This is a genomic window from Bacillus sp. FSL K6-0042, assembly GCF_038006685.1.
Lineage (GTDB): Bacteria > Bacillota > Bacilli > Bacillales > Bacillaceae_G > Bacillus_A > Bacillus_A pseudomycoides.
The window spans coordinates 3,395,403-3,420,150 of sequence record NZ_JBBOVS010000001.1; the positions used below are offsets into that span (position 1 = coordinate 3,395,403).

Here is a 24,748-nt window from a genome sequence, read left to right on the forward strand (position 1 = left end):
GTATGATCCGTACAGAAGAAATGCTTTTAAATGTAGGACCGCAGCACCCAAGTACGCACGGTGTATTTAGGCTTGTTATTAAAATTGATGGGGAAATTATTAAGGAGGCTACACCTGTCATTGGGTATTTACACCGTGGAACAGAGAAAATCGCAGAGAGCTTGCAGTATACACAAATTATTCCTTATACAGATCGAATGGACTATTTATCAGCGATGACGAATAACTATGTGATTTGTCACGCTGTTGAGACAATGATGGGCCTTGAAATTCCAGAGCGTGCAGAATATTTGCGAGTACTTGCAATGGAGCTTGGCCGCGTTGCGAGTCACCTCGTTTGGTGGGGAACAAACCTTCTTGATATTGGAGCGGTTAGTCCGTTTCTATATGCATTCCGGGAGAGGGAGATGATTATTAATCTCTTAAATGAACTCTGTGGTGCGCGGCTAACGTTTAATTACATGCGAGTGGGCGGTGTAAAATGGGATGCTCCAGATGGCTGGACCCGAAAGGTTCGCGAGTTTGTTCCATATATGAGGGAGCAATTGAAAGGCTATCACGACCTTGTGAGCGGAAACGAAATTTTCTTGAATCGTGTGAAGGGCGTTGGAATATATAGTGCGGAAGATGCGCTTTCTTATTCGCTTAGCGGGGCAAATTTACGCTGCACAGGTGTGAAGTGGGATCTTCGCAAGGATGAACCGTACTCTATTTATGATCGCTTTGATTTTGATATTCCGGTAGGAAACGTTGGGGATGCTTGGGATCGTTACGTTTGTCGGATGGAGGAGATTGAGGAGTCTCTCAAAATTATTGAGCAGGCAGCTGAGCAATTCCCATCAGAAGGGCCAGTGTTGGCGAAAGTGCCGAAAATTATTAAGGCACCAAAGGGCGAGGCATTTGTCCGGATCGAGTCACCGCGCGGAGAAATTGGCTGTTATATTGCTAGTGAAGGAAAGAAAGAGCCGTATCGCTTAAAGTTCCGCAGGCCCTCTTTCTACAACCTTCAAATTTTACCGAAGCTTTTGAAGGGCGAAAATATCGCGAACTTAATTACGATTTTAGGTGGCGTTGATATTGTGCTTGGGGAGGTTGATGGGTGATGATAGAGCGCCTCTTAGAGTCATCGGCAAGCTGGACAAATTTTTTCATCTTTTTTGGGTTAGCGGTGCTTCTTTTATTTGCTGTCCTTGGATTTGTTACATATGGGATTTTAGCAGAGCGAAAAGTGATGGGATTTATGCAAGGGCGGATTGGTCCGAACCAGGTCGGCGGCAGATTCGGTTTACTGCAAACAGTTGCTGACGTTTTAAAGCTTTTATTAAAAGAAGATAGCATTCCGAAAGCCGCAGATAAGCCGCTGTTTATATTGGCACCTGTTATTGCATTTGCACCAGCTTTTATGGTGCTTGCAGTCATTCCATTTACGGATAAATTTCAGTTTGCAGATATTGGAGTCGGGCTTCTTTACTATATCGCTGTATCAGGGATTACAACGATTGGTGTTGTGACCGGGGGATGGGCATCAAACAATAAATATTCACTTTTAGGCGGGATGCGTGCGGCGGCGCAAATGATTTCCTATGAAATTCCGCTTGTAATGAGCGTCATTGGTGTTGTCTTATTAGCTGGCAGTCTTAATTTAAATGAAATTGTAGCGGCGCAGGAGAAGGTTTGGTACATTTTCGCACAGCCAATCGGTTTTGTAATTTTCTTAATCGCAGCGGTTGCAGAGTTGAACCGGACGCCGTTTGACTTACCAGAGGCGGAATCGGAACTTGTTTCTGGATATCATACAGAGTATTCGGGGTTTCGCTGGGCATTCTTTATGCTTTCTGAATATGTATACTTCTTTGGAATGGCTTCGCTCATTACGGTGCTCTTCCTAGGAGGATGGAATCCAATTATGTTCCTTGGTTTTATTCCTGGAGCTGTATGGTTTGCCTTAAAGTTTAGCGCGGTGGTCTTTCTCTTAATTTGGTTCCGCGTTACGTTTCCACGTATCAGGGGCGATCAATTAATGGAGTTTGGCTGGAAGGTATTATTGCCAATCGCACTTGCGAACATTTTCTTAACGGCATTGATTAAGGAGTTGTTCTTCTAATCCATGAGGGGGGTGCCACTAAGATATGAAAGGACTATTTAAAGGATTAAAGTATACGCTTAGCAATTTAAGTAAGAAAAAAGTAACGTACGATTATCCCAATCAACCATTGCCACTACCAGATCGCTTTCGAGGGATTCAAAAATTTTATCCAGAAAAGTGTATTGTTTGTAACCAATGTGCCAACATCTGCCCAACTGACTGTATTCAACTAACAGGGAAGAAGCATCCGGATCCGGCGAAAAAAGGAAAAATCATTGATACGTACGATATTAACTTTGAAATTTGTATTCTGTGCGATTTATGTACAGAGGTTTGTCCAACAGAGGCAATCGTTATGACAAACAATTTTGAGCTAGCGGAGTATACGCGTGATGATTTGTTTAAAAATTTGCAGTGGCTAGATGAAAATGATGAGAACGTCAGAAAGGAGAATAAAGCATGAACGGCGAGTTGATAGCGTTTTTTTTACTATCCTTAACGGCGATTATCGGTGGTATTCTTATGCTGAACTTAACGAAAGTCATGCATATGATGCTCGCCCTTGTGTTTACGTTTCTTAGCATTGCGGGATTGTATTTTCTATTATCGGCAGAGTTTGTTGGAGTAGCGCAAATTTTAATTTATTCCGGGGCGATTACGATTATTATGATTTTCGGCATTATGTTAACGAAACATGACGCTGAAAATGAATCTAGTTTTAGTTTTCGTAAATGGCTCATCTTCTTCGCAGTAGTAGTGTTTGGCGGGGTGATGTATTTCGCTGTTAATAATATAGATTTTACAAATCGAAGTGTACAAGGAAGTGTACCACTTCATGAACAAAACACACTTCAAATTGGCACACTCTTATATTCGAAATATGTCATTCCATTTGAATTAACGTCGGTTATTTTACTTGTTGCACTTGTTGGGGCAATTGTACTTGCGAAGAAGGATGAGAAAGAGGGGGATTCCAATGAGTAGTGTTCCAGCTTCCGCCTACTTAGCTCTTGCCATTATTCTGTTTTGCATCGGTTTATTCGGGGCTTTAACAAAGCGGAATACGGTCATTGTTTTAGTTTGTATTGAACTGATGTTAAATGCGGCGAATTTAAACCTAGTCGCCTTTAGTAAATTAGGTTTTTTTCCGAACTTAACAGGACAAATCTTTTCACTGTTTACGATGTCTGTTGCCGCAGCTGAGGCAGCAGTTGGACTTGCAATATTAATTGCGTTATATCGTAAACATGCAACAGTTAACGTAGATGAAATGGATTCGCTTAAGGGTTAGCATTGTGACCGAAAAGGGGGAAGGAAACAATGATCGATTATGCATGGCTCATACCGCTTTTCCCACTTACCTCGTTTTTTTTGCTCGTTATGTTTGGGGGAAAATTGAGAGAAGGAAGCAGCTTACTTGGTATCTTTCTCACATTTCTTTCCTTTGTGGGTGCGGCGACTGTATTAATAGAACGGTTTTCATCAGAAACAGTAAAGCATCAGTGGTTATGGCTCCGAATTGGTGATGTGGATCTTTCGTTTGGTTTTGAGATTAACGCATTAAATGCTTTGATGCTTTTTATTGTGACACTCGTTAGCTTCCTTGTACATGTGTATTCAAAAGGGTATATGCATGGTGATGAGAGGTTGCCCGTATTTTATGCGTATTTAGGGCTCTTTACATTTGCGATGCTCGGGCTTGTTATCTCGACGAATTTACTACAGCTTTATATATTTTGGGAATTAGTTGGACTTGGCTCGTTTTTACTAATTGGTTTCTATTTCTTTAAAGAGGAAGCGAAGGCTGCTGCGAAAAAAGCATTTATTATGACGCGTATTGGAGATGTAGGCTTATTTATCGGGATGATTTTACTCTTCTGGCAGGCTGGTAGCTTTGAATATGAAGTAATCTTTAAAGCGATGAAAATGGGGGACATATCACCTACTATGATAACGCTCACGGCAATCTTGATCTTTATTGGTGCCATGGGGAAATCAGGTCAGTTTCCGCTTCATACGTGGCTACCAGATGCGATGGAAGGGCCAACGCCTGTATCTGCACTCATTCACGCGGCAACGATGGTTGCAGCAGGTGTGTACTTAGTGGCAACGATGTTTCCGCTATTCTCTGCAAGTCCTGCAGCGATGCAAACAGTCGCGGTCGTTGGCGCCTTTACTGCAATCTTTGCTGCGTCCATTGGCCTCGTACAAACGGATATAAAAAGAGTCCTCGCATATTCAACAGTGAGCCAGCTCGGCTATATGATGCTCGCGCTTGGCTCGGCAGGATACGTTGCTGGAGTCTTTCATTTAACGACACATGCTTTCTTTAAAGCATTGCTTTTCTTAGCGGCAGGAAGCGTCATTCATGCGGTGCATACGCAAAACATTAATGAAATGGGCGGATTGCAGAAGAAAATGAAAGTGACGGGGCTGCTCTTCTTAATCGGCACGCTAGCAATTAGTGGTGTCCCGCTCTTCTCAGGTTTTTTTAGTAAGGATGAAATTTTGGCGGCGACGTGGATGCACGGCAATTATGTTTTGTTTGTCCTTGCGGTTCTCGCAGCATTTTTAACGGCGTTTTACATGTTCCGGTTATACTTTCTCGTTTTTACAGGAGAGGCGAAGAAAGAAGAGGGTGTGCATGAATCTCCGCGCGTCATGACATTTCCGATGATTGTCCTTGGTATTCTTGCAGTTTTGGCAGGGTATATCAATACGCCTTGGTTTGGCACGTTTCTTGGGGACTGGCTTACAAAGAATGTCCCGTTCCAAGTAGAGCAAAGTCATGGTCCGGTGTGGATTATGATTGTTGCGACATTCGTTTCGTTCGCGGGCATTCTCGCGGCATATCTCATCTATGGGAAACGATCCATTTCTAGAGATCGGGATGGCGGAAAAGAGACAGTTCTATATAGCCTCCTTAAGGAAAAATATTATGTAGATGAAATGTATAGTGTGACTGTGCTCCCGCTCGTAAAAGGAATCGCTTATGTGCTTCACTTATGTGAGGTCTATATTGTGGAAGGAATCGCCCAGTTAATCAGAGGTATTGTGAGAGGAGCAAGCATTGTTGGTTCTAAACTTCAAAACGGAAACGTACAAGTATACGGAACCGCAGTGGCTGTTTCCGTGGCGACATTAGTTGTCATTCTGTTATATACGGGGGGGTATTGGCAATGAATGCATTATTATTATCATTCTTCATTTTCTCCCCGCTTCTAGGGATTCTTTTACTTATGTTAACACCGAAAACGGAAGTGCGTGCAGTGCGAGGTCTCGGTTTGTTCGGAACAATTCTTCCGCTTGGCATCGCGATTGTTCTGGCTAGTACATATGCTTCCGGAAAGAGCTTAACGATGTTTGCTGAAAAGGTGAAATGGATTCAATTCGGACATTTCCCGGGCGTAGATGAAAAGTTGTTTTCTATTTACTATGAGCTTGGTATCGATGGCTTTTCGCTTGTGATGATGATACTCACGGCGCTTTTAGCGACACTTGCGGCGATTACTGCCTTTTCCATTCAAAAAAATATAAAAGGTTTTTACATGCTTTTATTAACACTTGAAATTGGAATGCTCGGTGTCTTTGCAGCAGAAAATTTACTTCTATTCTTTGTCTTCTTTGAAATTACATTACCACCGATGTTTTTGCTTATTGGAAAGTGGGGGAAATTGAACAGTGAAAAAGCTGCCTATAGTTATTTGATTTATAACGGAATTGGATCGGCGATTCTACTCATTGTGTTTTCTATCCTCTTTGCAAAAACGGGTACAACAAATATTACAGAGTTAAAAGATATTTTGACTGGGGCGGACACGGCGCTCCTAGGCGATATTTCAAATGCATTGCAGCTCAACTTATTCATTGCTCTTATGATTGCCTTTGCCATTAAGCTGCCGGTATTTCCTTTGCATCGCTGGATGGTGAATGTGCATGTCGAGGCCCATCCTGCTGCGGTGATGCTCCATGCGGGTGTTCTGCTCAAGATTGGAGCATACGGCATCGTTCGCTTTGGGAAGGGGCTATTCCCGGAGCAGTTTCAAGACTTTGCGATGCTACTGGCGATTTTAGGGGTAATCAACTTGCTATACGGTGCTTTTCTAGCGATCATTCAAACAGATTTTCGAAAGGTACTCGCTTATTCCAGTATTTCGCATATGGGAATCGTTTTAATGGGACTTGGGGCACTGAATGCAGCCGGTATGAAGGGAGCACTATTTCAAGTCGTATCTCACGGTTTAATTGCAGCGCTACTATTTTGCTTGCTCGGCATGATTGAGGGGCGTTTTGGCACGTCTGACATTACGAAGCTTGGTGGCCTCGCAAAACAAGTTCCTGTGTTAAGTGGTTTCTTATTAGCAGGAAGCATGGCTTCGCTTGGCCTTCCGGGCATGTCTGGGTTTGTTAGTGAGTTTCTTGCATTCCTCGGGCTATTTCAAGGGAAGCCAATGCTCGCGGCGATCGGTGCGCTTGGCATCATTTTAACAGCGGTATATGTACTAAGGGCTACGCTTCAAGTGACATTTGGAAAGAAGGAATTAGCAGCGAGGCCGGATGTCCGCGGCTGGGAATACGTTCCGATTGTACTCTTGCTCACTTGTATTCTTGCAATTGGTGTTATGCCAGAACTGTTAGGAACGCCGCTGCAATACACAGTGAAAATATTGGGGGTGAGGTAGGATGGATATGAATACATTACTTAGCTTATCTTGGCATTTAATGGTACCGGAGTTCATCATTCTTGGAGCGGCCATCCTTCTCTCGCTTCTTGACTTATTTCTAAAGTTTGATCGTAAGTATTTAGGGCTTGGGGCGATTGGAGCGGCAGTGCTATCGCTAATCGCATTAATTACATTGTATGGTGAACCGGCTGGAGACATTTTAAGTGGTTCGTTTGTACTAGATGGATTTTCAAAAGGGTTTAAAACGTTACTATTAATTGCAGCCATCCTCGTTTTATGTATGGCGATGAGCGATGATAAAAAAGAGCCGATTCAAGATAAAGGGGAATACTATTATTTATTTTTAATGGCAGTTCTCGGGGCGATGTTTATGGCGTCTAGCGTCGACTTTATTACGCTCTTTATTGGCCTAGAATTGTTATCACTGTCTTCGTACATTTTAGTTGGGATTCGAAAGACAAATCGTGCTTCGAATGAAGCGGCGATGAAATATGTTATTAATGGCGGAATTGGGACGGCTATTACGCTCTTTGGAATGAGTTACTTATACGGCATTACGGGGGCTACTAATATTATTGGTATGCAGGAAGTTCTCATGCAAGGTGTGGATGGCAGCATCGGGCTTTTGTTATCGCTTGCTTTCTTGCTTCTGTTTGTTGGGCTGTCCTTTAAAATTGCGACGGTGCCGTTTCATATGTGGGCACCAGACGTATATGAAGGGGCCGTGACACCTGTTACAACTTTCCTCGGGACAATTTCTAAAATCGCCGGCTTTATTATGATGATAAGATTGTTCCTTATGGTATTCGGTGCTATACCTGTTCATGGAAGTGAGCAAACAGTATTTGCTAATATGAGCGTATATATTGCCGTGCTCGCTATTATTACAATGATCATTGGTAACGTCGTGGCACTCAAGCAATACAGCGTAAAGCGTCTATTCGCCTATTCTGGCATAGCGCACGCTGGATATTTACTCGTTCCGCTTGTAGCGTTATCACCATTTACAATGGATAGTATGTGGTTTTATATGTTGGCATACGTGTTAATGAATATAGGAGCTTTTGCAGTCATCCATGGATTAATCTTACAAAGCGGAAAGGGAAATTTAACAATTTTCTCTGGTTTACACAAACGCTCTCCGTTTGCCTCTGCAGCGATGACCATTTTCATTCTGTCTTTGGCAGGAATTCCAGGAACAGCTGGTTTTATCGGAAAGGTTAATATTTTCTTAAGTGCCTTCACTGCTAGTCCAGCCCATTACGTGCTGGCATCAGTCATGATGGGCACAACGGTTATCTCGTTTGTATATTATTTCCGTATTTTGCAGCAAATGTTCTTTCGAAAGAGTGATGAAGAAGAGCCGGTACACTTACCGATCAATTTGAAAGTCGTCATTAGTTTTTGTGCAATTGCAACTGTATTACTCGGGATTCTGCCGGCAATTGGCTACAATTTCTTTTATGAATATTTTCCATTGATGAAAGATTTCTTCTTCACAGGGAACGTGGTACAATAGTGAAAACAAAAAGTGTAGAGTCATCGCTCTACGCTTTTTATTGTGGAGCAATGAGAGGGGTAAAGTGAAACTTTCGTTAGCGTGAGACCTTATCCTTCACGAATGTGATGCTCGAACAAAGTGAACTCTAATAGGTAGTGCCCCTTCTTTCGGAGGGATACTTTATACTGCCTGTTTGGGCGGGAAAAAGTGTGGTTTCCATTTATATGGGATTGTTTTGTATCCTAGGTGATGGTAAGCCAAACAAAAGGAGTCGATTTTTTTGGCGCAACTTTTAGGGCAACAAGCACTGATTGCGATTGTTTCGCATTTATTGTTTATTACCATTACGTGGTGGGCCTTACAAGGTATCCATATCGAACGCCTGATGAAATCTGGAAAGGTATTGCAGACGAGGATTTTACTCATTCTTGTTACGATTGCCATTGGGACATCTGTCAGCAACTTTTTTCTTGATTATTTAGGGTATTCGAAGAGTTTAACGTATTTAGTCAAGTAAGTGTATAGAACCTCATATCTCCGTTAACAATGGGGATAGGAGGGGATGAAACTTGAAAAGCTTAAAAACAATTCTTATTGTTGTCGTAAGTATTGTCGTATTCTTGGTCGGGTATAAAGAGATAAAGCCCGTAAGTGACGAAGAGAAAATGGGGAGTATGATCGCAGCTCTTGAAAAAAATGGAGCAGAAGTAGAGCGGTGGTCATGGTTAGCACGGGAAACCAAAACCATTTCTAATATACATACGTTTCAAAAATTGTTAAATGAAGTGAAAGAAAAAGCGAATATTCAAAAATGGGAATTGGAAACATCTCATGATGGATATAAAGCAACAGCATACAAAAAATTTTCTTCTTATGAAGAACGAATAGTAGTAACTTGGAGTAAGGAAAATACTAAAGAAAACACTTTCATTATCTTTGAAGTAAGCGGGTCAAAATGGGACCCTGGAAACATTCGGGAAATGGATAAAATTTTTAGTACAAAACCTACAATTTACACTTGTGTTCAAGGTGTACTGAATGATAAGATTGAAGGTGTTTTGCAAAATAAAACCAATCAGGTTTTGAAAGATCTTTCAGCAAGAGCGATCGAGAAGATAGAAGAAAGAGCATTTGTGTCAGTCTCCGCATATAATAAAAAGTGGAATGACGCTCTTTCAACAAATAGAGAGAAAATCAATGTGCAAATAGCAATACGTTCTACAGACAACAAAGATACAATTGTGGTTGGCACACCGATCATAACTTCTGAGTATTGAATAGATATTGAAAAAAGGACACGGAGGGGAATAAATTGGAAAAAATCATCGTCCGTGGCGGAAAGCGGTTGAATGGCACAGTGCGTGTTGAGGGCGCAAAAAATGCTGTATTACCTATAATCGCTGCAGCCCTATTAGCAAGTGACGGAAAGAATGTACTATCTGAAGTACCAGTTTTGTCTGATGTATACACAATTAATGAGGTATTACGTCATTTAAATGCTGAAGTTGTATTTGAAAATAACCAAGTAACAATTGATGCTTCAAAGGAGTTAAATATTGAAGCACCATTTGAATATGTACGTAAAATGCGTGCGTCCGTTCAAGTAATGGGGCCACTATTAGCACGTAATGGTCGTGCTCGTATTGCACTTCCTGGTGGATGTGCAATTGGTTCACGTCCAATTGACCAACATTTAAAAGGCTTCGAAGCAATGGGAGCGAAAGTAAAAGTTGGTAATGGCTTTGTTGAAGCTTATGTAGATGGACAATTACAAGGCGCGAAAATTTACTTAGACTTCCCAAGTGTAGGTGCAACAGAAAACATTATGTCTGCTGCTACATTAGCAAAAGGGACAACAGTACTTGAAAACGCAGCAAAAGAACCAGAAATCGTTGACTTAGCTAACTTCTTAAATGCAATGGGAGCAAAAGTACGCGGAGCTGGAACTGGAACGATTCGTATCGAAGGCGTTGATAAATTATATGGTGCACACCATTCTATTATTCCTGACCGTATTGAAGCAGGAACGTTTATGGTTGCAGCAGCAATTACTGGTGGAGACATCTTAATTGAAAATGCTGTACCAGAACATTTACGTTCTATCACAGCGAAAATGGAAGAAATGGGTGTTAAGGTTATTGAGGAAAACGAAGGCGTACGTGTTATCGGCCCAAGTAAATTAAAAGCCGTTGATATTAAAACAATGCCTCATCCAGGTTTCCCAACAGACATGCAATCGCAAATGATGGCATTGTTATTACATGCGGATGGAACAAGCATGATTACAGAAACGGTATTTGAAAACCGCTTCATGCATGTGGAAGAATTCCGTCGTATGAATGCAGACATCAAAATTGAAGGTCGTTCTGTTATTATGAATGGACCTAACAACTTACAAGGTGCAGAAGTAGGAGCAACTGACTTACGTGCTGCAGCGGCATTAATTCTAGCTGGTTTAGTATCAGATGGTTACACACGTGTAACAGAATTAAAACACCTTGATCGTGGATATGTAAACTTCCATGAGAAACTAGCTGCATTAGGTGCAACAATTGAACGTGTAAATGAAAAAGTAGAAGAAGTGACGAAGCAACAAGTTTCTGACCTTCACGCTTAAGTTTGAGTAGTCTCTATGTCTTTTTGACATAGAGGCTATTTTTATTGGGCTATTATTGTTATAGTCAAAAAATTCCTTTTTTATGCCTATCCACCTGAAAAATTTAGAAAATTCTTTCCTTTGAGATTGCATCCTGTCATATCAGTACTTTATATTTTCCCTTTGCAGAAGTTCCTCCCGATATGTTCTAAAAGCTCGCCACGTTCCATAAGAATGAAATGAGTCTAATTTCATAGCGGGGGAAAAAGATGAAAATTTCAAAGCCACTTTTCATTACAATGGCGCTCTTAGTGGCGCTCGTCATTATTGTACCGACCGTACTTGTTATTCCGTTTACGAAAGCGAAAGTAAGTCAGCCGCCCGAACATCCTCCAGCCATGCAAAGTGTGCCAGCTCCTAAAAAGGTAAATACTGCTGTCCAAGTTACTGTGTATCGTAATGCACAAAAGAAGGTAGAAACGATGCCGATGGAAGAGTATGTTACAGGTGTAGTAGCTTCCGAGATGAATGCTAGCTTTGAAATGGAGGCATTAAAAGCACAGGCATTGGCAGCGAGAACATTTATTGTACAGCGTATGCTAGGCGGAAGTAAGAAAAACAATGCGGATGTGACAGATACGGTTAATGATCAAGTGTACAACAGTAAAGAAGAGCTAAAGAAGACATGGGGCAAAGATTATGAGAAAAATTTGAAGAAGATTGAAGAAGCTGTGTCTAAAACAGCCGGACAAGTTTTAACTTATGATGGTAGTCCCATTACGGCCTCCTTCTTCTCAACAAGTAACGGTTATACAGAAAATGCTGCAGACTACTGGGGGAGTGACTTACCATATTTAAAAAGCGTAGACAGTCCATGGGATCAAGCTTCTCCAAAATTTGCGAGTGAGCAAACTTTTACTGTAGATGATTTTCAAAAGCGTCTTGGCGTAAAGGTGCTTGCAAATGGGAAAGTCGGTAATATTAAAGACCGTACAGAAGGAAAACGGGTGAAGGATGTAGAGTTTCAAGGAAAGGTATTAACAGGGAAAGAAGTACGAACAAAACTTGGATTACGCTCCTCTGACTTTACATGGAAACAACAAGGAAAGAGCATTGTCGTCACAACGAAAGGTTTCGGCCATGGCGTGGGCATGAGCCAGTATGGTGCCAATGGAATGGCGAAAGAAGGAAAAGGATATACGGATATCGTTGCTCATTACTATAAAGGTATCGAAATTAAAACGCTAAACGAGTATGAAGGAAAGTTAATGGCGAAGAACTGATGCTTAAGGGTTACTGACAGTTGGGTGCTGCTCGTTTGAAAATATATCGGCGCTTTTTGGAATATATCGACCGTTCGACAAAACTTAGTGATTATTTGACAACAAAGGAGCTCATCCCAATGAGCTCCTTTTGTCATTATTTGTAGAAAACGAAAGAAATGTTAACGGCTTTTGTCTCGTTTTGTTGTGTTATAATACAGTTGTATGTGTATATATAAAATAATAACAGGGGGCATGAAATATGATGATGGATGTACCACTTCTTATTCCAGCAATGATGGAACGGGCGGAGAAATATTTTGCAAAAAAGGAAGTTGTTTCGCGCACTGCATCGCGTATTCAAACATTAACATACGGAGAGATTGCGAAGCGGACAAGACGGCTTGCTAGTGTACTAAATAAAATGGGGATTGATAGAGGAGACAAAGTTGGAACAATCGCTTGGAACCATCACCGCCATTTGGAAGCATATTTTGCAATTCCAGGAATTGGGGCGGTGTTACATACGATTAACTTACGGCTCTCCGCAGAGCATATTTCTTATATCATTAACCACGCCGAAGATAAAATCATTCTCGTTGATGAAGATATGGTTCCTGTATTAGAAAGTATTCAACACGAAATTCCTCATGTGAAAGCATTTATTATTATGACAGATGATCACGAATTACCTCACACAACACTATCACCAGCATATCATTACGAAAAACTACTCGAAGAAGGCGACGAAACATTCCCATTCATAACAGATTTAGATGAAAAAGAACCTGCGGGTATGTGTTACACTTCCGCAACGACAGGAAAACCGAAAGGCGTTGTGTACACGCACCGTAGTATTGCGCTCCACAGTTATACGCTCGGCCTTGTAGACGGCGGGAATCTATCAGAAGTAGACACTTGTATGCCTGTCGTTCCAATGTTCCATGTAAACGCATGGGGGCTTCCTTTTGCCGGTACATGGTTCGGCACAAAGCTCGTCTTACCAGGACCACACTTTACACCGGAAATTTTAGCGCAGCTTATTGAACGCGAGAAGGTGACAATTACTGCTGGTGTACCAACAATTTGGATTGGGTTACTGCAAGAGCTTGAAAAGTATCCGTATGATATTAGTAGTATTCGTACGATATGGTCAGGTGGATCAGCAGCGCCAGGAAGTATGATCCGCACATATGAGGAGAAATATGGAATTGCTTTTAGGCAAATATATGGAATGACAGAAACAAGCCCAGCTGTTGTAATTAACTGTCCAAAGTCATATCAGCGCGATTTACCGAAAGAAGAATATTATGAGTTACGCTCCCGCCAAGGTTACTTATTCCCAGGGCTTGAAATGAAGGTTATTGGTCAAGACGGGGAGATCAAATGGGATGGTGAAGAAATGGGAGAACTTTGCCTGCGCGGACCGTGGATTGCGGGTAGTTATTATAACGATGAACGTACAGCAGATTCCATGAAGGATGGCTGGTTACATACAGGAGATATTGTAACTGTTGATCCGGAAGGGTTTATGAAAATTGCTGACCGTACGAAAGATTTAATTAAAAGCGGCGGTGAATGGATTTCCTCCGTTGATTTAGAGAACGCTTTAATGGCACATGACAAAGTACTAGAGGCATCTGTCGTTGCCGTGCCGCATGAAAAATGGCAAGAACGCCCTGTGGCCTGCGTTGTCTTAAAAGAAGGACAAACAGTAGAACAAGAAGAGCTCTATGCATTACTAGAAGACCAGTTCCCAAAATGGTGGATGCCAGATGACATCTTATTTGTCGAGGAAATCCCAAAAACATCCGTCGGGAAATTTTTGAAAAGGGCGCTTCGTGATCAGCTGAAGAGTTATTTGGTGAAGCAGAAGTAATAGTTGTATGCTGCTCGTTTGAAGATATATCGACCATTCGATAAAATACATGATACAAATTAATCAAAAAGGAGCTGATTTAGCTCCTTTTTATTTTCGGAATAAATATCATAATTTTCCATTAACTGTTTGGTATAATAAGATAAAAAACTTACCTGGAGGAGAAAACATGGCGTTATTGGAGCTAAAACAATTGGGTAAGACGAACCAGTTGCAGGCGATTCAGCTTGAAATTGAAAAAGGGCAATGTGTTGTGCTGCAATGTAACAATCATACGGCGAAGGTTTTGCACCGCATTATAATTGGTGAAGAAGAGGCATCAACAGGAAGCGTTTTATTTGATGGGGAGCCGATTCGAAAGCAATTCTACTCACGCATTGGTTTTTGTTTTTTAAAAGATGAAGCGTATGATCGTTTGAAAGTGAAAGAATATTTCGCTTTTTTATTTGGATTGTATGGCTCGAATATTAGCATAAAGGAAGTTGTTCAGTATGTTGGTTTGCTCGATAAGATGAACGTCAAAATAGAGAAACTATCATTTTCTGAAAAACGTCGTCTTCATATTGGCCGGGTCATGATTCATAATCCGGATTTAATTATTTTCGAAGAGCCAGAACAAAATGTAGATATAGAAAGTACAATTATCATTCGAAAAGCGATTATGAAGATGAAAGAACAAGGGAAGGCCATCTTTATTACATCATCCTTTTTGTCGGATGCACTCTCTTTAACGGAAGATGTGTATATACTTCATCAAGATGGTGTTAAAAAAGTGGAAATTGAACAGGAAGAAGACGAAGAGATAGATTCAGAAAACGTCGTTCAAATGATTCCGCAAATGAAGCTCGAGAGAATTCCTGCAAAAGTAAATGATAAAATCATTTTGCTTGATCCGATGGAGATTCACTTTATTGAAACGCAAAATGGAACGACGCATATTCATGTTCGTGAGGGGGACTTTGTTTGTGCGTTAACATTAAGTGAATTAGAAGAGAGATTAAAAGGTTTCGGGTTCTTTAGGTGTCATCGTTCTTACCTTGTTAACTTGCAGCGTGTACGAGAAGTGATTACTTGGACTCGTAATAGCTTTAGCTTAATTTTAGATGATGAACGAAAAAGCTCCATTCCACTTTCGAAAGGAAGAATGGATGAATTAAAGGGCGTGATTGGACTATAAAAACGCTCCAGTGAGACAAAAATAGGATTCATTCACCGGTAAAAATACTCCTTTTACCGGTATTTTACTGCACGGCCTCTTTGTTTTTCATATGATTGAATCAAGAAAAGCGAATACAACAAGCGGAGGCGACAAACGAGTCGCTAAAGCCAATTTTATCTATAAAAGAAAAACAAAGGGGATGACAAAATGACATTGGCAATTGAAATGAAGGATGTAATGAAAACCTTTAATGAAAAAACAGCACTTCGTAATGTAAGTATTGAAGTAAAGCAAGGAGAAATCTTCGGGTTTCTAGGACCAAGTGGATCAGGGAAAACAACAACAGTGAAAATTTTAACTTCCCAATTGCTTCACAGTGTTGGAAAAGTGAAAGTACTAGGAAAAGATATTACAGGTCCAAACAGCATCGATTACAAACGAATTGGTATTTTAACAGATAACAGCGGTTTATATGAAAGACTTAGCATTTATGATAATTTACTATTATTTTGCGACTTATACGATTGTAAAAAAGAACGAATTGATGAAGTGTTGTCGCAAGTGAATTTATTAGAAGATAAAAAAACACCTGTCAAAAAATTATCAAAAGGGATGAAGCAGCGCGTTACGCTAGCACGAGCAATTCTGCATAAACCGGATATTCTCTTCTTAGATGAACCAACATCAGCACTTGATCCAGTCAACGTCCAAAACATTCATAACATCTTAAAGGACCTAAATAGAGAAGGAACAACAATTTTCTTAACGACGCACAATATGGATGAAGCAGAAACGCTTTGTGACCGCATTGCCTTCTTATGTGGCGGGGAAATTGTAGCGCTTGATACACCAGAGAACTTAAGGCTTAAATATGCGAAAGACAAAATTGAAGTTGTTTTAAAAGATAAGAAAAAAGAAACCGTACAAAAAGATGAATTAGGAGCAAAACGTATTTCAGAATGGATGAAAAAAGGAGAACTTTTATCAATTCATTCTTATGAGCCAACTTTAGGGGATATCTTTATTGAAGTAACTGGGAGGGGATTATAATGACATTTTCAATGAGGCGTGTATCGGCGATTTTACGGAAAGAGATGCAGGATTTGAAGAATAACGCACAAATATTATTAATGGCGATTTTACCACTTGGATTGGCGTTGTTTTATAAGCAAATGGGACAAGGGAAGGAGTTTATGGGGGGCTTTGTAATCGTCATGATATTATGTATGGTTACAACAATTTCACAGGCAACTCTTATTGCGGAAGAGAAGGAGAAACATACGTTACGAGTGCTTATGCTATCTCCTGCCTCTCCATTTGAAATCATTATTGGAAAAGCACTACCAATCATTGTTTTAACGTTTGCGATAAGTTTTCTTAATTTATTTATACTAGATGTTTTACAAGGGAATATGTTGTTCATGTTTCTGTTAATGCTATTAGGAACATTAGTGTTTATCATATTTGGGACAATTATTGCTCTTTTAGCTAAAAATTTAGTGCAAGTTTCTGTTATTGCATCACCGGTTGCAATGGTCTTGCTCATGACTCCAGTTTTAAGTAATGTTATAAAAAATGACATTTTGAAAAACATACTATCGTATTTACCGACTAATCATATTTTTGAAGCGTTCGTAAGTATTGTAGAGGGGAAAGACTTCTCTGCAATTGCCGCAGATCTAATCAATGTCTCTATTTGGTTAGTCATTTCAATTATTGTTTGCCTCTTCGTTTACAAAAAGAAACAACTAGACTAAAAAACTGAGTCAATCCGCTCAGTTTTTTCTTTTTTCTATCATTTCCTCGGAAATTTCGCAATCCCTATACATATTCTTACAGATTTTGTCGAAAAGTAATTAGTTATAGGTTGTATAGGATGAATGAATATTGTTCAAAATGATTGCTGAGGTGATGATAGAATGCGAGGAAGGAATAATAAAAAGTCGCAAAAGGTAGTTCATTTATTTCAAAAACGGTGGGTATTTCCGGCAATCTATATTGCATGTGCAGCGGTAATCTTGACGGTTGCTCTATGGTTCCAGGCAGCTAATCCAAAGAAAGCGCCTAATAAAGAGCAAAGTGCGCCGTATGGTCAAACGGAAAATCCAGCAGTACCAGCAACAAAGTCTTCAGAAGTTGTGAAAATGCCAGCTGCAAAGAATGTAGATGTTGTTGTGAAGAAGAAGTTTTATGAAGATGGAGCAGCAGAAGAGGAGCAAGAACAAGCACTTGTCTTTTATAACAACACATATTCTCCTAATAAAGGAATCGATGTTGCTGCGAAAAATGGAAAAGAATTCGATGTTACAGCTGCTTTAAGCGGTACAGTAACAAAAGCTGAAAAAGATTCGCTTCTCGGTTATGTTGTAACAGTGGATAACGGAAATGGTCTTGCAACATCTTATCAAAGCTTAGGCAGTGTAAAAGTAGAAAAAGGTGCAAAAGTTGCACAAGGTGAAGTATTAGGAAAATCCGGTCTAAGTGCAATGAATAAGGAAGCAGGCTCTCATGTACACTTTGAAGTTCGTAAAGATAATGTAGCTGTCAATCCAGAGCGTTACCTTAACAAACTTGCGACAGATGTAAAGGCAGAAGCAGGATCAGCAAAAGAAACAAATGGTTCAGCTGATGAAAAAGGTAAAAAAGAAGAGAAATCAACAAGCGGTTCAGCTGATGAAAAAGGTAAAAAAGAAGAGAAATCAACAAATGGCGCAGCTGACGAAAAAGGTAAAAAAGAAGAGAAATCAACAAATGGCGCAGCTGACGAAAAAGGTAAAAAAGAAGAGAAATCAACAAGCGGTTCAGCTGATGAAAAAGGGCAAAAAGAAGAGAAATCAACAAATGGCGCAGCTGATGAAAAAAGTAAAAAAGAAGAAAAATCAACAAACGGTTCTACGGAATCATCTAACGACTCTTCTTCTACACAAGAATAATAAAACGAAAAAATCAGCTCTCACTAGGGAGTTGATTTTTTTATTTTTATATAAAAATGATCCATTTCGAGAGGGAAATAGCAATAACAAGGAAATTTGACGGAATTCTCGAATATATATTAAGAAAAGGAGGGGATTACTCTGTCATTTGTATTTGTTCTGTCGATTGCCCTTATTTTGTTGTTTATTTTATTTACTTTATATTATTACATTGCCAGTAAGAAAGAAGTTCCCCACCATCAATTATTAGAAGAAGAATGTGATCGGGAAGAATGACGCCTTTGACAAGAGGCGTCATTCTTTGTTTTTGTATGGAAGTTCATCAAGTGAAAATTGTCATTGTTAACGTATTTCTCACACGAAATTGTAATTTTTTTAAACTTAGTCCGCAAAAATACCGAACTTATAGCATATATCAGTAGTGCAGGCAATACAATGATATAAACCAAAGCAAAGAGAGTGTTTGAGGTGAGAAATCGTGAATCATTTCATTATAAATTCCAGAATGTTTAACGCTTACAAACAGCACTCGAATTTACTTCTTAGTCATATGCAGCGAGTCTCATTTCACACTTCTCACATCCAATTTAGGGAGGCGAGTGGTGTGCACGATTACATCAAAGAGAGAACTATCAAGATTGGCAAGTATATCGTGGAGACAAGAAAGACAGTGCGTGTAATCGCAAAAGAGTTTGGGGTATCAAAGAGTACAGTTCATAAAGATTTGACAGAACGTTTACCAGAAATTAATCCAGAGCTCGCAAATGAAGTGAAAGAAATTCTTGATTATCATAAGTCGATTCGTCACCTAAGAGGCGGGGAAGCGACGAAGCAGAAGTACCGAAAAGAAGATACAGAAAAAATCGTGCGGCAATAATTCATTATACGGCAAACATTCCTTGATCATGACGGAACATTTTTCAGAAGAATTATCTTTTCAAATATTACGTTTCCGTTAAATTTATGATAAAATCAGAAATTAGGTGTAAAAGAATTCGGGTACAACCTGATTTTGAATATCAAGGAGGAAAAAACAGGAATGTTTGCGAGAGATATCGGAATTGACCTAGGCACGGCTAACGTATTAATTCATGTAAAGGGTAAAGGGATCGTTTTAAACGAACCGTCTGTTGTAGCAATTGATCGCAATACTGGAAAAGTATTAGCGGTAGGTGAAGAAGCAAGAAGTATGGTAGGACGTACACCTGGTAATATTGTAGCGATTCGTCCACTTAAAGATGGTGTAATTGCAGATTTCGAAATTACAGAAGCGATGTTAAAGCATTTCATCAACAAACTGGACGTGAAGAGCTTCTTTTCAAAACCTCGCATTTTAATTTGTTGTCCAACAAACATCACATCTGTAGAACAAAAAGCAATTCGTGAAGCTGCTGAACGCTCAGGTGGTAAAACAGTATTCTTAGAAGAAGAACCAAAAGTAGCTGCTGTTGGTGCCGGTATGGAAATCTTCCAACCGAGCGGAAATATGGTTGTTGATATCGGTGGAGGTACAACAGATATCGCCGTACTTTCAATGGGTGATATTGTTACCTCCTCCTCTATCAAAATGGCTGGCGACAAGTTCGATATGGAGATCTTAAACTATATTAAACGTAAGTATAAGCTATTAATCGGAGAACGTACATCAGAAGATATTAAAATTAAAGTCGGTACAGTATTCCCAGGTGCACGTAGTGAAGAACTTGAAATTCGCGGACGTGACATGGTAACGGGCTTACCACGTACAATTACAGTATGTTCAGAAGAGATTACAGAAGCATTAAAAGAAAATGCAGCTGTCATTGTACAAGCTGCAAAAGGTGTATTAGAGCGTACACCACCAGAACTATCTGCAGACATCATTGACCGCGGTGTAATCTTAACAGGCGGAGGCGCATTATTACATGGTATCGACATGCTTCTAGCAGAAGAATTAAAAGTACCAGTACTAATCGCTGAAAACCCAATGCACTGCGTTGCAGTTGGTACAGGCATTATGTTAGAGAACATTGATAAATTACCACGTCGTATGTTGAAATAGTCATATAAAGGGTAGTAAAAAGTGCGAAGGAAATAGGTTCCTTCGCGCTTTTTTTTTTTGTAAATAAAAGAAAGTAAGAGGTGGTTTGTAATACCAGACAAGAAAGTGCTTTCTTAGACAAGATATGACAATAGTTGTTAGGTTATTGTCATAGTTTGTAAATAAAAATTATGTTATAATCGTCTTTGTGAATTTCGTGTGAACTTGATGTAAAATCTATGTAAAATCTATGTAAATTTGTTTTATATTTACATAGGGGATTTGAGTTCTTCTTACCATTCATAGGTGTAGGGGAAGCTCTAATTTAAATATATTTCTCGACTAAATAATTATAAAATAAGAGCATTTCGCAGGGGGCGCGATTATGAAAAAGGTTATTACATATGGAACTTTCGATTTATTGCACTGGGGACATATTAACTTATTGAAGAGAGCGAAAGATTTAGGAGATTATTTAATTGTTGCTGTTTCTTCAGATGAATTTAACAAATTAAAAAATAAGAAATCTTATCATAGTTATGAGAATCGTAAAATGATTCTAGAAGCGGTTCGGTATGTGGATGAAGTAATTCCTGAACATAATTGGGAGCAGAAAGTAAAAGACGTACAAAGCCGTGATGTGGATGTTTTCGTAATGGGCGATGACTGGAAAGGTGAGTTTGATTTCTTAGAGGAGCATTGCGAAGTTGTATATTTACCACGTACAGCCGGGATTTCTACAACAAAAATAAAAAAGGAACTAGTACGAGTTGCTAGATAAGTGTACATGATTAGAGAATTGATGGTAGAAATCTACCTAATTTTATTTAGAATTTTACATAATATGATGCAAGTGTTTCCGATTAAAAAGAAAGTAACTTTTATTATGTCTTATGGTGAAAATTTATTTTTTATTTATGAGGAAATACAGCGTCAAGGTATAAATTACGAGGTGGTTTTTTTATACAAACCTACATGTAAATATGAGGTGGATAGCTACTCGAATGTGAAATCTTATAAATTTGAAACAAAGAACATACTTCACACTATTAAATCTATCTATCATTTATCCACTTCTCAATACGTCATTGTTGATAATTATTTTGGGTCATTAGCAAAAGTTAAATTTAAAAAAGGCGTAGAGTGTATTCAAATATGGCATGCAGCAGGTGCTTTTAAAAAATTCGGATTATTAGCTCCTTCTTTTAAAAAAAGAAGTTTACGAGCCCAAAACAGATTTATGAATGTTTATAAAAACTTCCATAAAATTGTTGTAGGATCAGAAGCGCTTTCTGACATTTATAAGAAAGCTTTTGCTCTATCTGATAATAATATATTAAAAACAGGTATTCCAAGAACGGATTTGTTTTTTGATGAACAGAGACAACAGAAAGTTAAAGATAATATTTTTATAGTAAATCCAAATCTAAAAGATAAAAAGGTTATTTTATATGCGCCAACCTTTAGAGATAAAGAGCTAGTAGATTTTGATTTACATCTAGATATCGATGAGATGTATAAGCAATTGAAAGATGAGTATATCCTTATAGTTAAGTTGCACCCAGCGATACGAAATACATGTAATTACGAAGAAAAGTATGAAGGGTTTTTATATGATTATTCCCTTTACCCAAATATAAATGATTTATTTTTAGTGACGGATATATTAGTTACTGATTATTCCTCTATACCATTTGAATTTTGCTTATTAAATAAACCGATAATCTTTTTTGCATATGATTTAAAACAATATATGAAAAAAAGAGGGATTATTGGTGACTATGTATCTGATGTTCCAGGCCCAGTCGTTTATACAACTGAAGAAGTGGTACGGGTGATAACAGATGGTAGGTTCAAAATAGATAGTATAAATAATTTTACTTTGAAATGGAATGAGTATTCGATAGGTGATTCAAGTAGGAACTTTGTAAATATGCTTTTTAAAGAGGAATAGTAAGGTAGTCATGCGTTCCTATAATAATGATGAGTTCGAAAGAAAGGCACAAGGTTTGTTTATAGGAAGTATGCTTTATAAATGAATTAAAGAGAGGTTTTAATATTGCAAATCAAGAAGAAGATCAACAGAATGAAAAATCGTATTAATTTTTTATCAGGTCCACTGAAAAAATATTCGAATGACCAAGGGTTTAAGAGAACTGTTAGGTATACGGATTTTTATGTGAAATTAGACTTGGATGAGAAAGTTATATTATATGAATCTTTCCATGGTAAAGGTATGACAGATAGTCCATACGCAATTTTTAAAAAAATTATCGATAATCCAGAGTATAAGGATTATACACATGTTTGGGCATTGAATGATGGAAATAATTTTTATGCTAAACGTTATGAAAATAAAAAAAATGTTAAGTTTGTTAAAGTTCATAGTGAAGAGTATTTGAAATATTTAACAACGGCGAAATATTTAATTAACAATACGACATTTCCACCTTATTTCCAGAAAAAAGAAGGGCAAATCTATGTGAATACATGGCATGGAACGCCTATTAAAACATTAGGGAAAGATATGAAGGGAGAAATAGGACAACATAAAAATATTCAAAGAAACTTTATGCATTGTGACTATATATTAAATCCTAATAAATTTACTGCAGATACTATTGTAAATTCACATGATTTAGAAGGACTATACAGTGGTTATGTTGTTGATGAAGGTTATCCTAGAATTGACCTTACTCTACAAGTAAGTCCAGAAGAAGTGAAGGGATATTTAAAAGAATTTGTAGAAATTGATGAAACGAAAAAAATAGTTTTATATGCACCGACCTGGAGAGGCGGAGTAAACCAGGTAAATAATATTAAGGATGAAATTAATAATATTGTCAAAAAAATGTATTCCCAAATACCTAGTGATTATCAACTTCTGTTAAAAGTCCATACATTGACATATAAATTTATTAAAGATGACGAAAGTTTACGAGAAATTTGTATACCAGATTGGGTAGATCCTAATGAGTTGATGTCAATAGTAGATGTTTTAGTGACAGATTATTCTAGTATATTCTTTGATTACATGGTAACAGAAAAACCGATCATTTTCTTAGCGTATGATAAGAAAGAGTATGAAGAACAACGAGGTTTATACGTTCAATTAGAAGATATGCCAGGTCCAATATGCCATACGGTAGACGAAGTTATTCATAGTATTGAAAATATTGATAGTGTAAAAAATGATTACAGTGTTAAATATCAAGAAACGTTGAAAAAATATTGCTATCATGACGATGGGAATGCTACAGAAAGAGCAATTGACATTATTTTCAGAGGAAAGCACACAGCTAATGTATATAAAGTTACAAATGAAAATAAGAAAAATATCCTGATGTATTGTGGCGGATTTTTGAATAATGGAATTACTACATCAGTCATAAACCTTTTAAATAATATTGATTACTCAAGATATAATGTGGCAGTTATTGATAAAGGGAAACATGATTCAATTTCAAGGGATAATTTTCTACAAATTAATCCAAATGTGAAAAAGTTTTATCGAGTAGGTAGTTTAAATACGACTTTAAAAGAGTCCTATCAAAATAATTATGTTATGAAAATGGGATTAAAGAATGAAAAAGCTCAGAAGGCGTTACCAAAGCAACTATATAAACGTGAAGTTTCAAGGTTATTTGGAAATGCAGAATTTGATATAGTCATTGATTTTAGTGGATATGTTCCATTTTGGACGCTGTTGTTTGCATTTGGAGATTTTAAAAAGAGAAGTATTTATCAACATAACGATATGTGGGCTGAATACTCTAAAAAAATTAATGGGAAATTTAAACATAAAGCTAATTTAAATATCATTTTTCCTCTCTACAAAGAGTTTGATAAGATAGTAGCTGTTGCAGAGCATACAAGAAACTTGAATAGGAAAAATTTAAAAGATTATATTACGCTAAAACAAGGTGTTTATGTCCATAATGCTATCGATCCTAATAAGGTACTTAAGCAGATTGAAGAAGGTGACATATATAAATTCGAAGGTAAAGAATATTTATTAAAAGAAAATATCCATGAGAACGGTAGACTTGAAATTAAAGGAATTGAAATGCCAAATAAAGAGGATATTAACTTTGTTAATATGGGAAGATTATCTCCTGAAAAGGACCAAAAAAAGCTAATACATGCTTTTTCAAAAGTCGCAGAGCTTTATGACAACGTTAAACTGTATATTATTGGAGATGGAGTTTTAAAAGAAGAGTTAGGGAATTTAGTGAGGGCAAAGAATTTAGAGGGTAAGGTGTTTTTTACTGGCCAAATGAGTAATCCATTCTTACTTATTAACCAATGTGATTGTTTTGTTCTCTCATCTAACCACGAGGGACAACCAATGGTATTGTTAGAGGCTTTAATACTGGGTAAACCAATTGTTGCTACTGATATTGCAGGATCAAGAAGTATTTTAGAAGATGGTTATGGGGAGTTAGTTGAAAATAATATAGCTGGTCTGGTAATTGGATTGCAGAAGTTTATATTAAACCAAACTTCTTTTAAAGAATTTGATTTTCAAAAGTATAATGAGCATGCTTTTGAAATGTTTTACGATGAAGTATGCGCTCTTGAAGAGAAATAGGATGTAATCAAAGTGAAAAATGTAATGGAATAATGA

Annotated in this window: 23 protein-coding genes; all 23 read left to right on the top strand. The window is 38.2% G+C overall.

Annotated features, from left to right (window positions below):
- Positions 1 to 2 precede the first annotated feature (2 nt).
- The 23 genes from nuoD (at position 3) to MHH45_RS17515 (ending at position 24,712) form a co-directional block, all read left to right on the top strand.
- On the top strand, positions 3 to 1,103 hold the full coding sequence (nuoD, locus tag MHH45_RS17405) for an NADH-quinone oxidoreductase subunit NuoD (protein ID WP_016112673.1): 1,101 nt from the start codon (positions 3 to 5) through the stop codon (positions 1,101 to 1,103).
- Complete coding sequence (gene nuoH, locus MHH45_RS17410) at positions 1,103 to 2,104, top strand: NADH-quinone oxidoreductase subunit NuoH (RefSeq protein WP_016112672.1); 1,002 nt, start codon at positions 1,103 to 1,105, stop codon at positions 2,102 to 2,104. Before nuoD ends, nuoH begins: the two co-directional genes overlap by 1 nt.
- Before the next feature lie 25 nt (positions 2,105 to 2,129).
- Positions 2,130 to 2,549: an NADH-quinone oxidoreductase subunit NuoI gene (gene nuoI, locus MHH45_RS17415; RefSeq protein WP_003202066.1), complete on the top strand. Its 420-nt coding sequence runs from the start codon at positions 2,130 to 2,132 to the stop codon at positions 2,547 to 2,549.
- Positions 2,546 to 3,070: an NADH-quinone oxidoreductase subunit J gene (locus MHH45_RS17420; protein WP_016112671.1), complete on the top strand. Its 525-nt coding sequence runs from the start codon at positions 2,546 to 2,548 to the stop codon at positions 3,068 to 3,070. The genes nuoI and MHH45_RS17420 overlap by 4 nt, the downstream gene beginning before the upstream one ends.
- The gene (nuoK, locus tag MHH45_RS17425) at positions 3,063 to 3,377 is read left to right on the top strand and encodes an NADH-quinone oxidoreductase subunit NuoK (protein WP_016112670.1); all 315 of its coding nucleotides are present in this window, start codon (positions 3,063 to 3,065) and stop codon (positions 3,375 to 3,377) included. The genes MHH45_RS17420 and nuoK overlap by 8 nt, the downstream gene beginning before the upstream one ends.
- 29 nt (positions 3,378 to 3,406) lie before the next feature.
- The gene (nuoL, locus tag MHH45_RS17430) at positions 3,407 to 5,269 is read left to right on the top strand and encodes an NADH-quinone oxidoreductase subunit L (RefSeq protein ID WP_016112669.1); all 1,863 of its coding nucleotides are present in this window, start codon (positions 3,407 to 3,409) and stop codon (positions 5,267 to 5,269) included.
- Entirely contained in the window at positions 5,266 to 6,768 is a 1,503-nt protein-coding gene (locus MHH45_RS17435) for an NADH-quinone oxidoreductase subunit M (RefSeq protein ID WP_016112668.1), read from the top strand. The genes nuoL and MHH45_RS17435 overlap by 4 nt, the downstream gene beginning before the upstream one ends.
- A 7-nt stretch (positions 6,769 to 6,775) precedes the next feature.
- Positions 6,776 to 8,290: an NADH-quinone oxidoreductase subunit NuoN gene (gene nuoN / locus MHH45_RS17440; RefSeq protein ID WP_016112667.1), complete on the top strand. Its 1,515-nt coding sequence runs from the start codon at positions 6,776 to 6,778 to the stop codon at positions 8,288 to 8,290.
- 262 nt (positions 8,291 to 8,552) lie between these two features.
- A complete protein-coding gene (locus MHH45_RS17445) occupies positions 8,553 to 8,789 on the top strand; it encodes a DUF1146 family protein (protein ID WP_003202077.1) in 237 nt (78 codons plus the stop codon).
- A 52-nt stretch (positions 8,790 to 8,841) separates the two neighbouring features.
- Entirely contained in the window at positions 8,842 to 9,549 is a 708-nt protein-coding gene (locus MHH45_RS17450) for a YwmB family TATA-box binding protein (RefSeq protein WP_016112666.1), read from the top strand.
- Positions 9,550 to 9,584: 35 nt separating this feature from the next.
- The gene (gene murA / locus MHH45_RS17455) at positions 9,585 to 10,889 is read left to right on the top strand and encodes a UDP-N-acetylglucosamine 1-carboxyvinyltransferase (RefSeq protein WP_016112665.1); all 1,305 of its coding nucleotides are present in this window, start codon (positions 9,585 to 9,587) and stop codon (positions 10,887 to 10,889) included.
- 248 nt (positions 10,890 to 11,137) lie between these two features.
- The gene (gene spoIID / locus MHH45_RS17460; protein ID WP_006096642.1) at positions 11,138 to 12,151 is read left to right on the top strand and encodes a stage II sporulation protein D; all 1,014 of its coding nucleotides are present in this window, start codon (positions 11,138 to 11,140) and stop codon (positions 12,149 to 12,151) included.
- Positions 12,152 to 12,392: 241 nt separating this feature from the next.
- Positions 12,393 to 14,009 (top strand): long-chain fatty acid--CoA ligase, encoded by a 1,617-nt coding sequence (locus MHH45_RS17465; RefSeq protein WP_016112663.1) that lies wholly within the window; start codon positions 12,393 to 12,395, stop codon positions 14,007 to 14,009.
- Between the two features lie 169 nt (positions 14,010 to 14,178).
- On the top strand, positions 14,179 to 15,186 hold the full coding sequence (locus MHH45_RS17470; protein ID WP_016112662.1) for a LytTR family transcriptional regulator DNA-binding domain-containing protein: 1,008 nt from the start codon (positions 14,179 to 14,181) through the stop codon (positions 15,184 to 15,186).
- Between the two features lie 189 nt (positions 15,187 to 15,375).
- Positions 15,376 to 16,218: an ABC transporter ATP-binding protein gene (locus tag MHH45_RS17475; protein WP_016112661.1), complete on the top strand. Its 843-nt coding sequence runs from the start codon at positions 15,376 to 15,378 to the stop codon at positions 16,216 to 16,218.
- Entirely contained in the window at positions 16,218 to 16,925 is a 708-nt protein-coding gene (locus MHH45_RS17480; protein WP_016112660.1) for an ABC transporter permease, read from the top strand. Before MHH45_RS17475 ends, MHH45_RS17480 begins: the two co-directional genes overlap by 1 nt.
- 162 nt (positions 16,926 to 17,087) lie before the next feature.
- Positions 17,088 to 18,101, top strand: coding sequence for a peptidoglycan DD-metalloendopeptidase family protein (locus MHH45_RS17485; protein ID WP_340862635.1), 1,014 nt, complete (start codon positions 17,088 to 17,090; stop codon positions 18,099 to 18,101).
- A gap of 141 nt (positions 18,102 to 18,242) precedes the next feature.
- Positions 18,243 to 18,377: an ABC transporter ATP-binding protein gene (locus MHH45_RS17490; protein ID WP_077294197.1), complete on the top strand. Its 135-nt coding sequence runs from the start codon at positions 18,243 to 18,245 to the stop codon at positions 18,375 to 18,377.
- 328 nt (positions 18,378 to 18,705) lie between these two features.
- Positions 18,706 to 18,978, top strand: a complete 273-nt coding sequence (gene spoIIID, locus MHH45_RS17495; RefSeq protein ID WP_016112657.1) for a sporulation transcriptional regulator SpoIIID — start codon at positions 18,706 to 18,708, stop codon at positions 18,976 to 18,978.
- 162 nt (positions 18,979 to 19,140) lie between these two features.
- Positions 19,141 to 20,142: a rod shape-determining protein gene (locus MHH45_RS17500; protein ID WP_016112656.1), complete on the top strand. Its 1,002-nt coding sequence runs from the start codon at positions 19,141 to 19,143 to the stop codon at positions 20,140 to 20,142.
- 364 nt (positions 20,143 to 20,506) lie between these two features.
- Entirely contained in the window at positions 20,507 to 20,902 is a 396-nt protein-coding gene (gene tagD, locus MHH45_RS17505) for a glycerol-3-phosphate cytidylyltransferase (RefSeq protein ID WP_003202099.1), read from the top strand.
- A gap of 6 nt (positions 20,903 to 20,908) precedes the next feature.
- Positions 20,909 to 22,075 (top strand): CDP-glycerol glycerophosphotransferase family protein, encoded by a 1,167-nt coding sequence (locus tag MHH45_RS17510; RefSeq protein WP_140385959.1) that lies wholly within the window; start codon positions 20,909 to 20,911, stop codon positions 22,073 to 22,075.
- Positions 22,076 to 22,207: 132 nt separating this feature from the next.
- Complete coding sequence (locus tag MHH45_RS17515; RefSeq protein ID WP_080119020.1) at positions 22,208 to 24,712, top strand: glycosyltransferase; 2,505 nt, start codon at positions 22,208 to 22,210, stop codon at positions 24,710 to 24,712.
- Positions 24,713 to 24,748 lie beyond the last annotated feature (36 nt).

What these genes read in the sequence shown, in the direction of transcription:
- MHH45_RS17500 (WP_016112656.1), top strand. Translation starts at nt 19,141, where the DNA reads ATGTTTGCGAGAGATATCGGAATTGACCTAGGCACGGCTAACGTATTA.
- MHH45_RS17475 (WP_016112661.1), top strand. Translation starts at nt 15,376, where the DNA reads ATGACATTGGCAATTGAAATGAAGGATGTAATGAAAACCTTTAATGAA.
- MHH45_RS17510 (WP_140385959.1), top strand. Translation starts at nt 20,909, where the DNA reads ATGATTAGAGAATTGATGGTAGAAATCTACCTAATTTTATTTAGAATT.
- nuoK (WP_016112670.1), top strand. Translation starts at nt 3,063, where the DNA reads ATGAGTAGTGTTCCAGCTTCCGCCTACTTAGCTCTTGCCATTATTCTG.
- MHH45_RS17465 (WP_016112663.1), top strand. Translation starts at nt 12,393, where the DNA reads ATGATGATGGATGTACCACTTCTTATTCCAGCAATGATGGAACGGGCG.
- nuoI (WP_003202066.1), top strand. Translation starts at nt 2,130, where the DNA reads ATGAAAGGACTATTTAAAGGATTAAAGTATACGCTTAGCAATTTAAGT.
- MHH45_RS17435 (WP_016112668.1), top strand. Translation starts at nt 5,266, where the DNA reads ATGAATGCATTATTATTATCATTCTTCATTTTCTCCCCGCTTCTAGGG.
- MHH45_RS17470 (WP_016112662.1), top strand. Translation starts at nt 14,179, where the DNA reads ATGGCGTTATTGGAGCTAAAACAATTGGGTAAGACGAACCAGTTGCAG.
- MHH45_RS17480 (WP_016112660.1), top strand. Translation starts at nt 16,218, where the DNA reads ATGACATTTTCAATGAGGCGTGTATCGGCGATTTTACGGAAAGAGATG.
- nuoD (WP_016112673.1), top strand. Translation starts at nt 3, where the DNA reads ATGATCCGTACAGAAGAAATGCTTTTAAATGTAGGACCGCAGCACCCA.
- nuoN (WP_016112667.1), top strand. Translation starts at nt 6,776, where the DNA reads ATGAATACATTACTTAGCTTATCTTGGCATTTAATGGTACCGGAGTTC.
- MHH45_RS17420 (WP_016112671.1), top strand. Translation starts at nt 2,546, where the DNA reads ATGAACGGCGAGTTGATAGCGTTTTTTTTACTATCCTTAACGGCGATT.
- MHH45_RS17485 (WP_340862635.1), top strand. Translation starts at nt 17,088, where the DNA reads ATGCGAGGAAGGAATAATAAAAAGTCGCAAAAGGTAGTTCATTTATTT.
- nuoL (WP_016112669.1), top strand. Translation starts at nt 3,407, where the DNA reads ATGATCGATTATGCATGGCTCATACCGCTTTTCCCACTTACCTCGTTT.
- nuoH (WP_016112672.1), top strand. Translation starts at nt 1,103, where the DNA reads ATGATAGAGCGCCTCTTAGAGTCATCGGCAAGCTGGACAAATTTTTTC.
- MHH45_RS17515 (WP_080119020.1), top strand. Translation starts at nt 22,208, where the DNA reads ATGAAAAATCGTATTAATTTTTTATCAGGTCCACTGAAAAAATATTCG.
- tagD (WP_003202099.1), top strand. Translation starts at nt 20,507, where the DNA reads ATGAAAAAGGTTATTACATATGGAACTTTCGATTTATTGCACTGGGGA.
- spoIID (WP_006096642.1), top strand. Translation starts at nt 11,138, where the DNA reads ATGAAAATTTCAAAGCCACTTTTCATTACAATGGCGCTCTTAGTGGCG.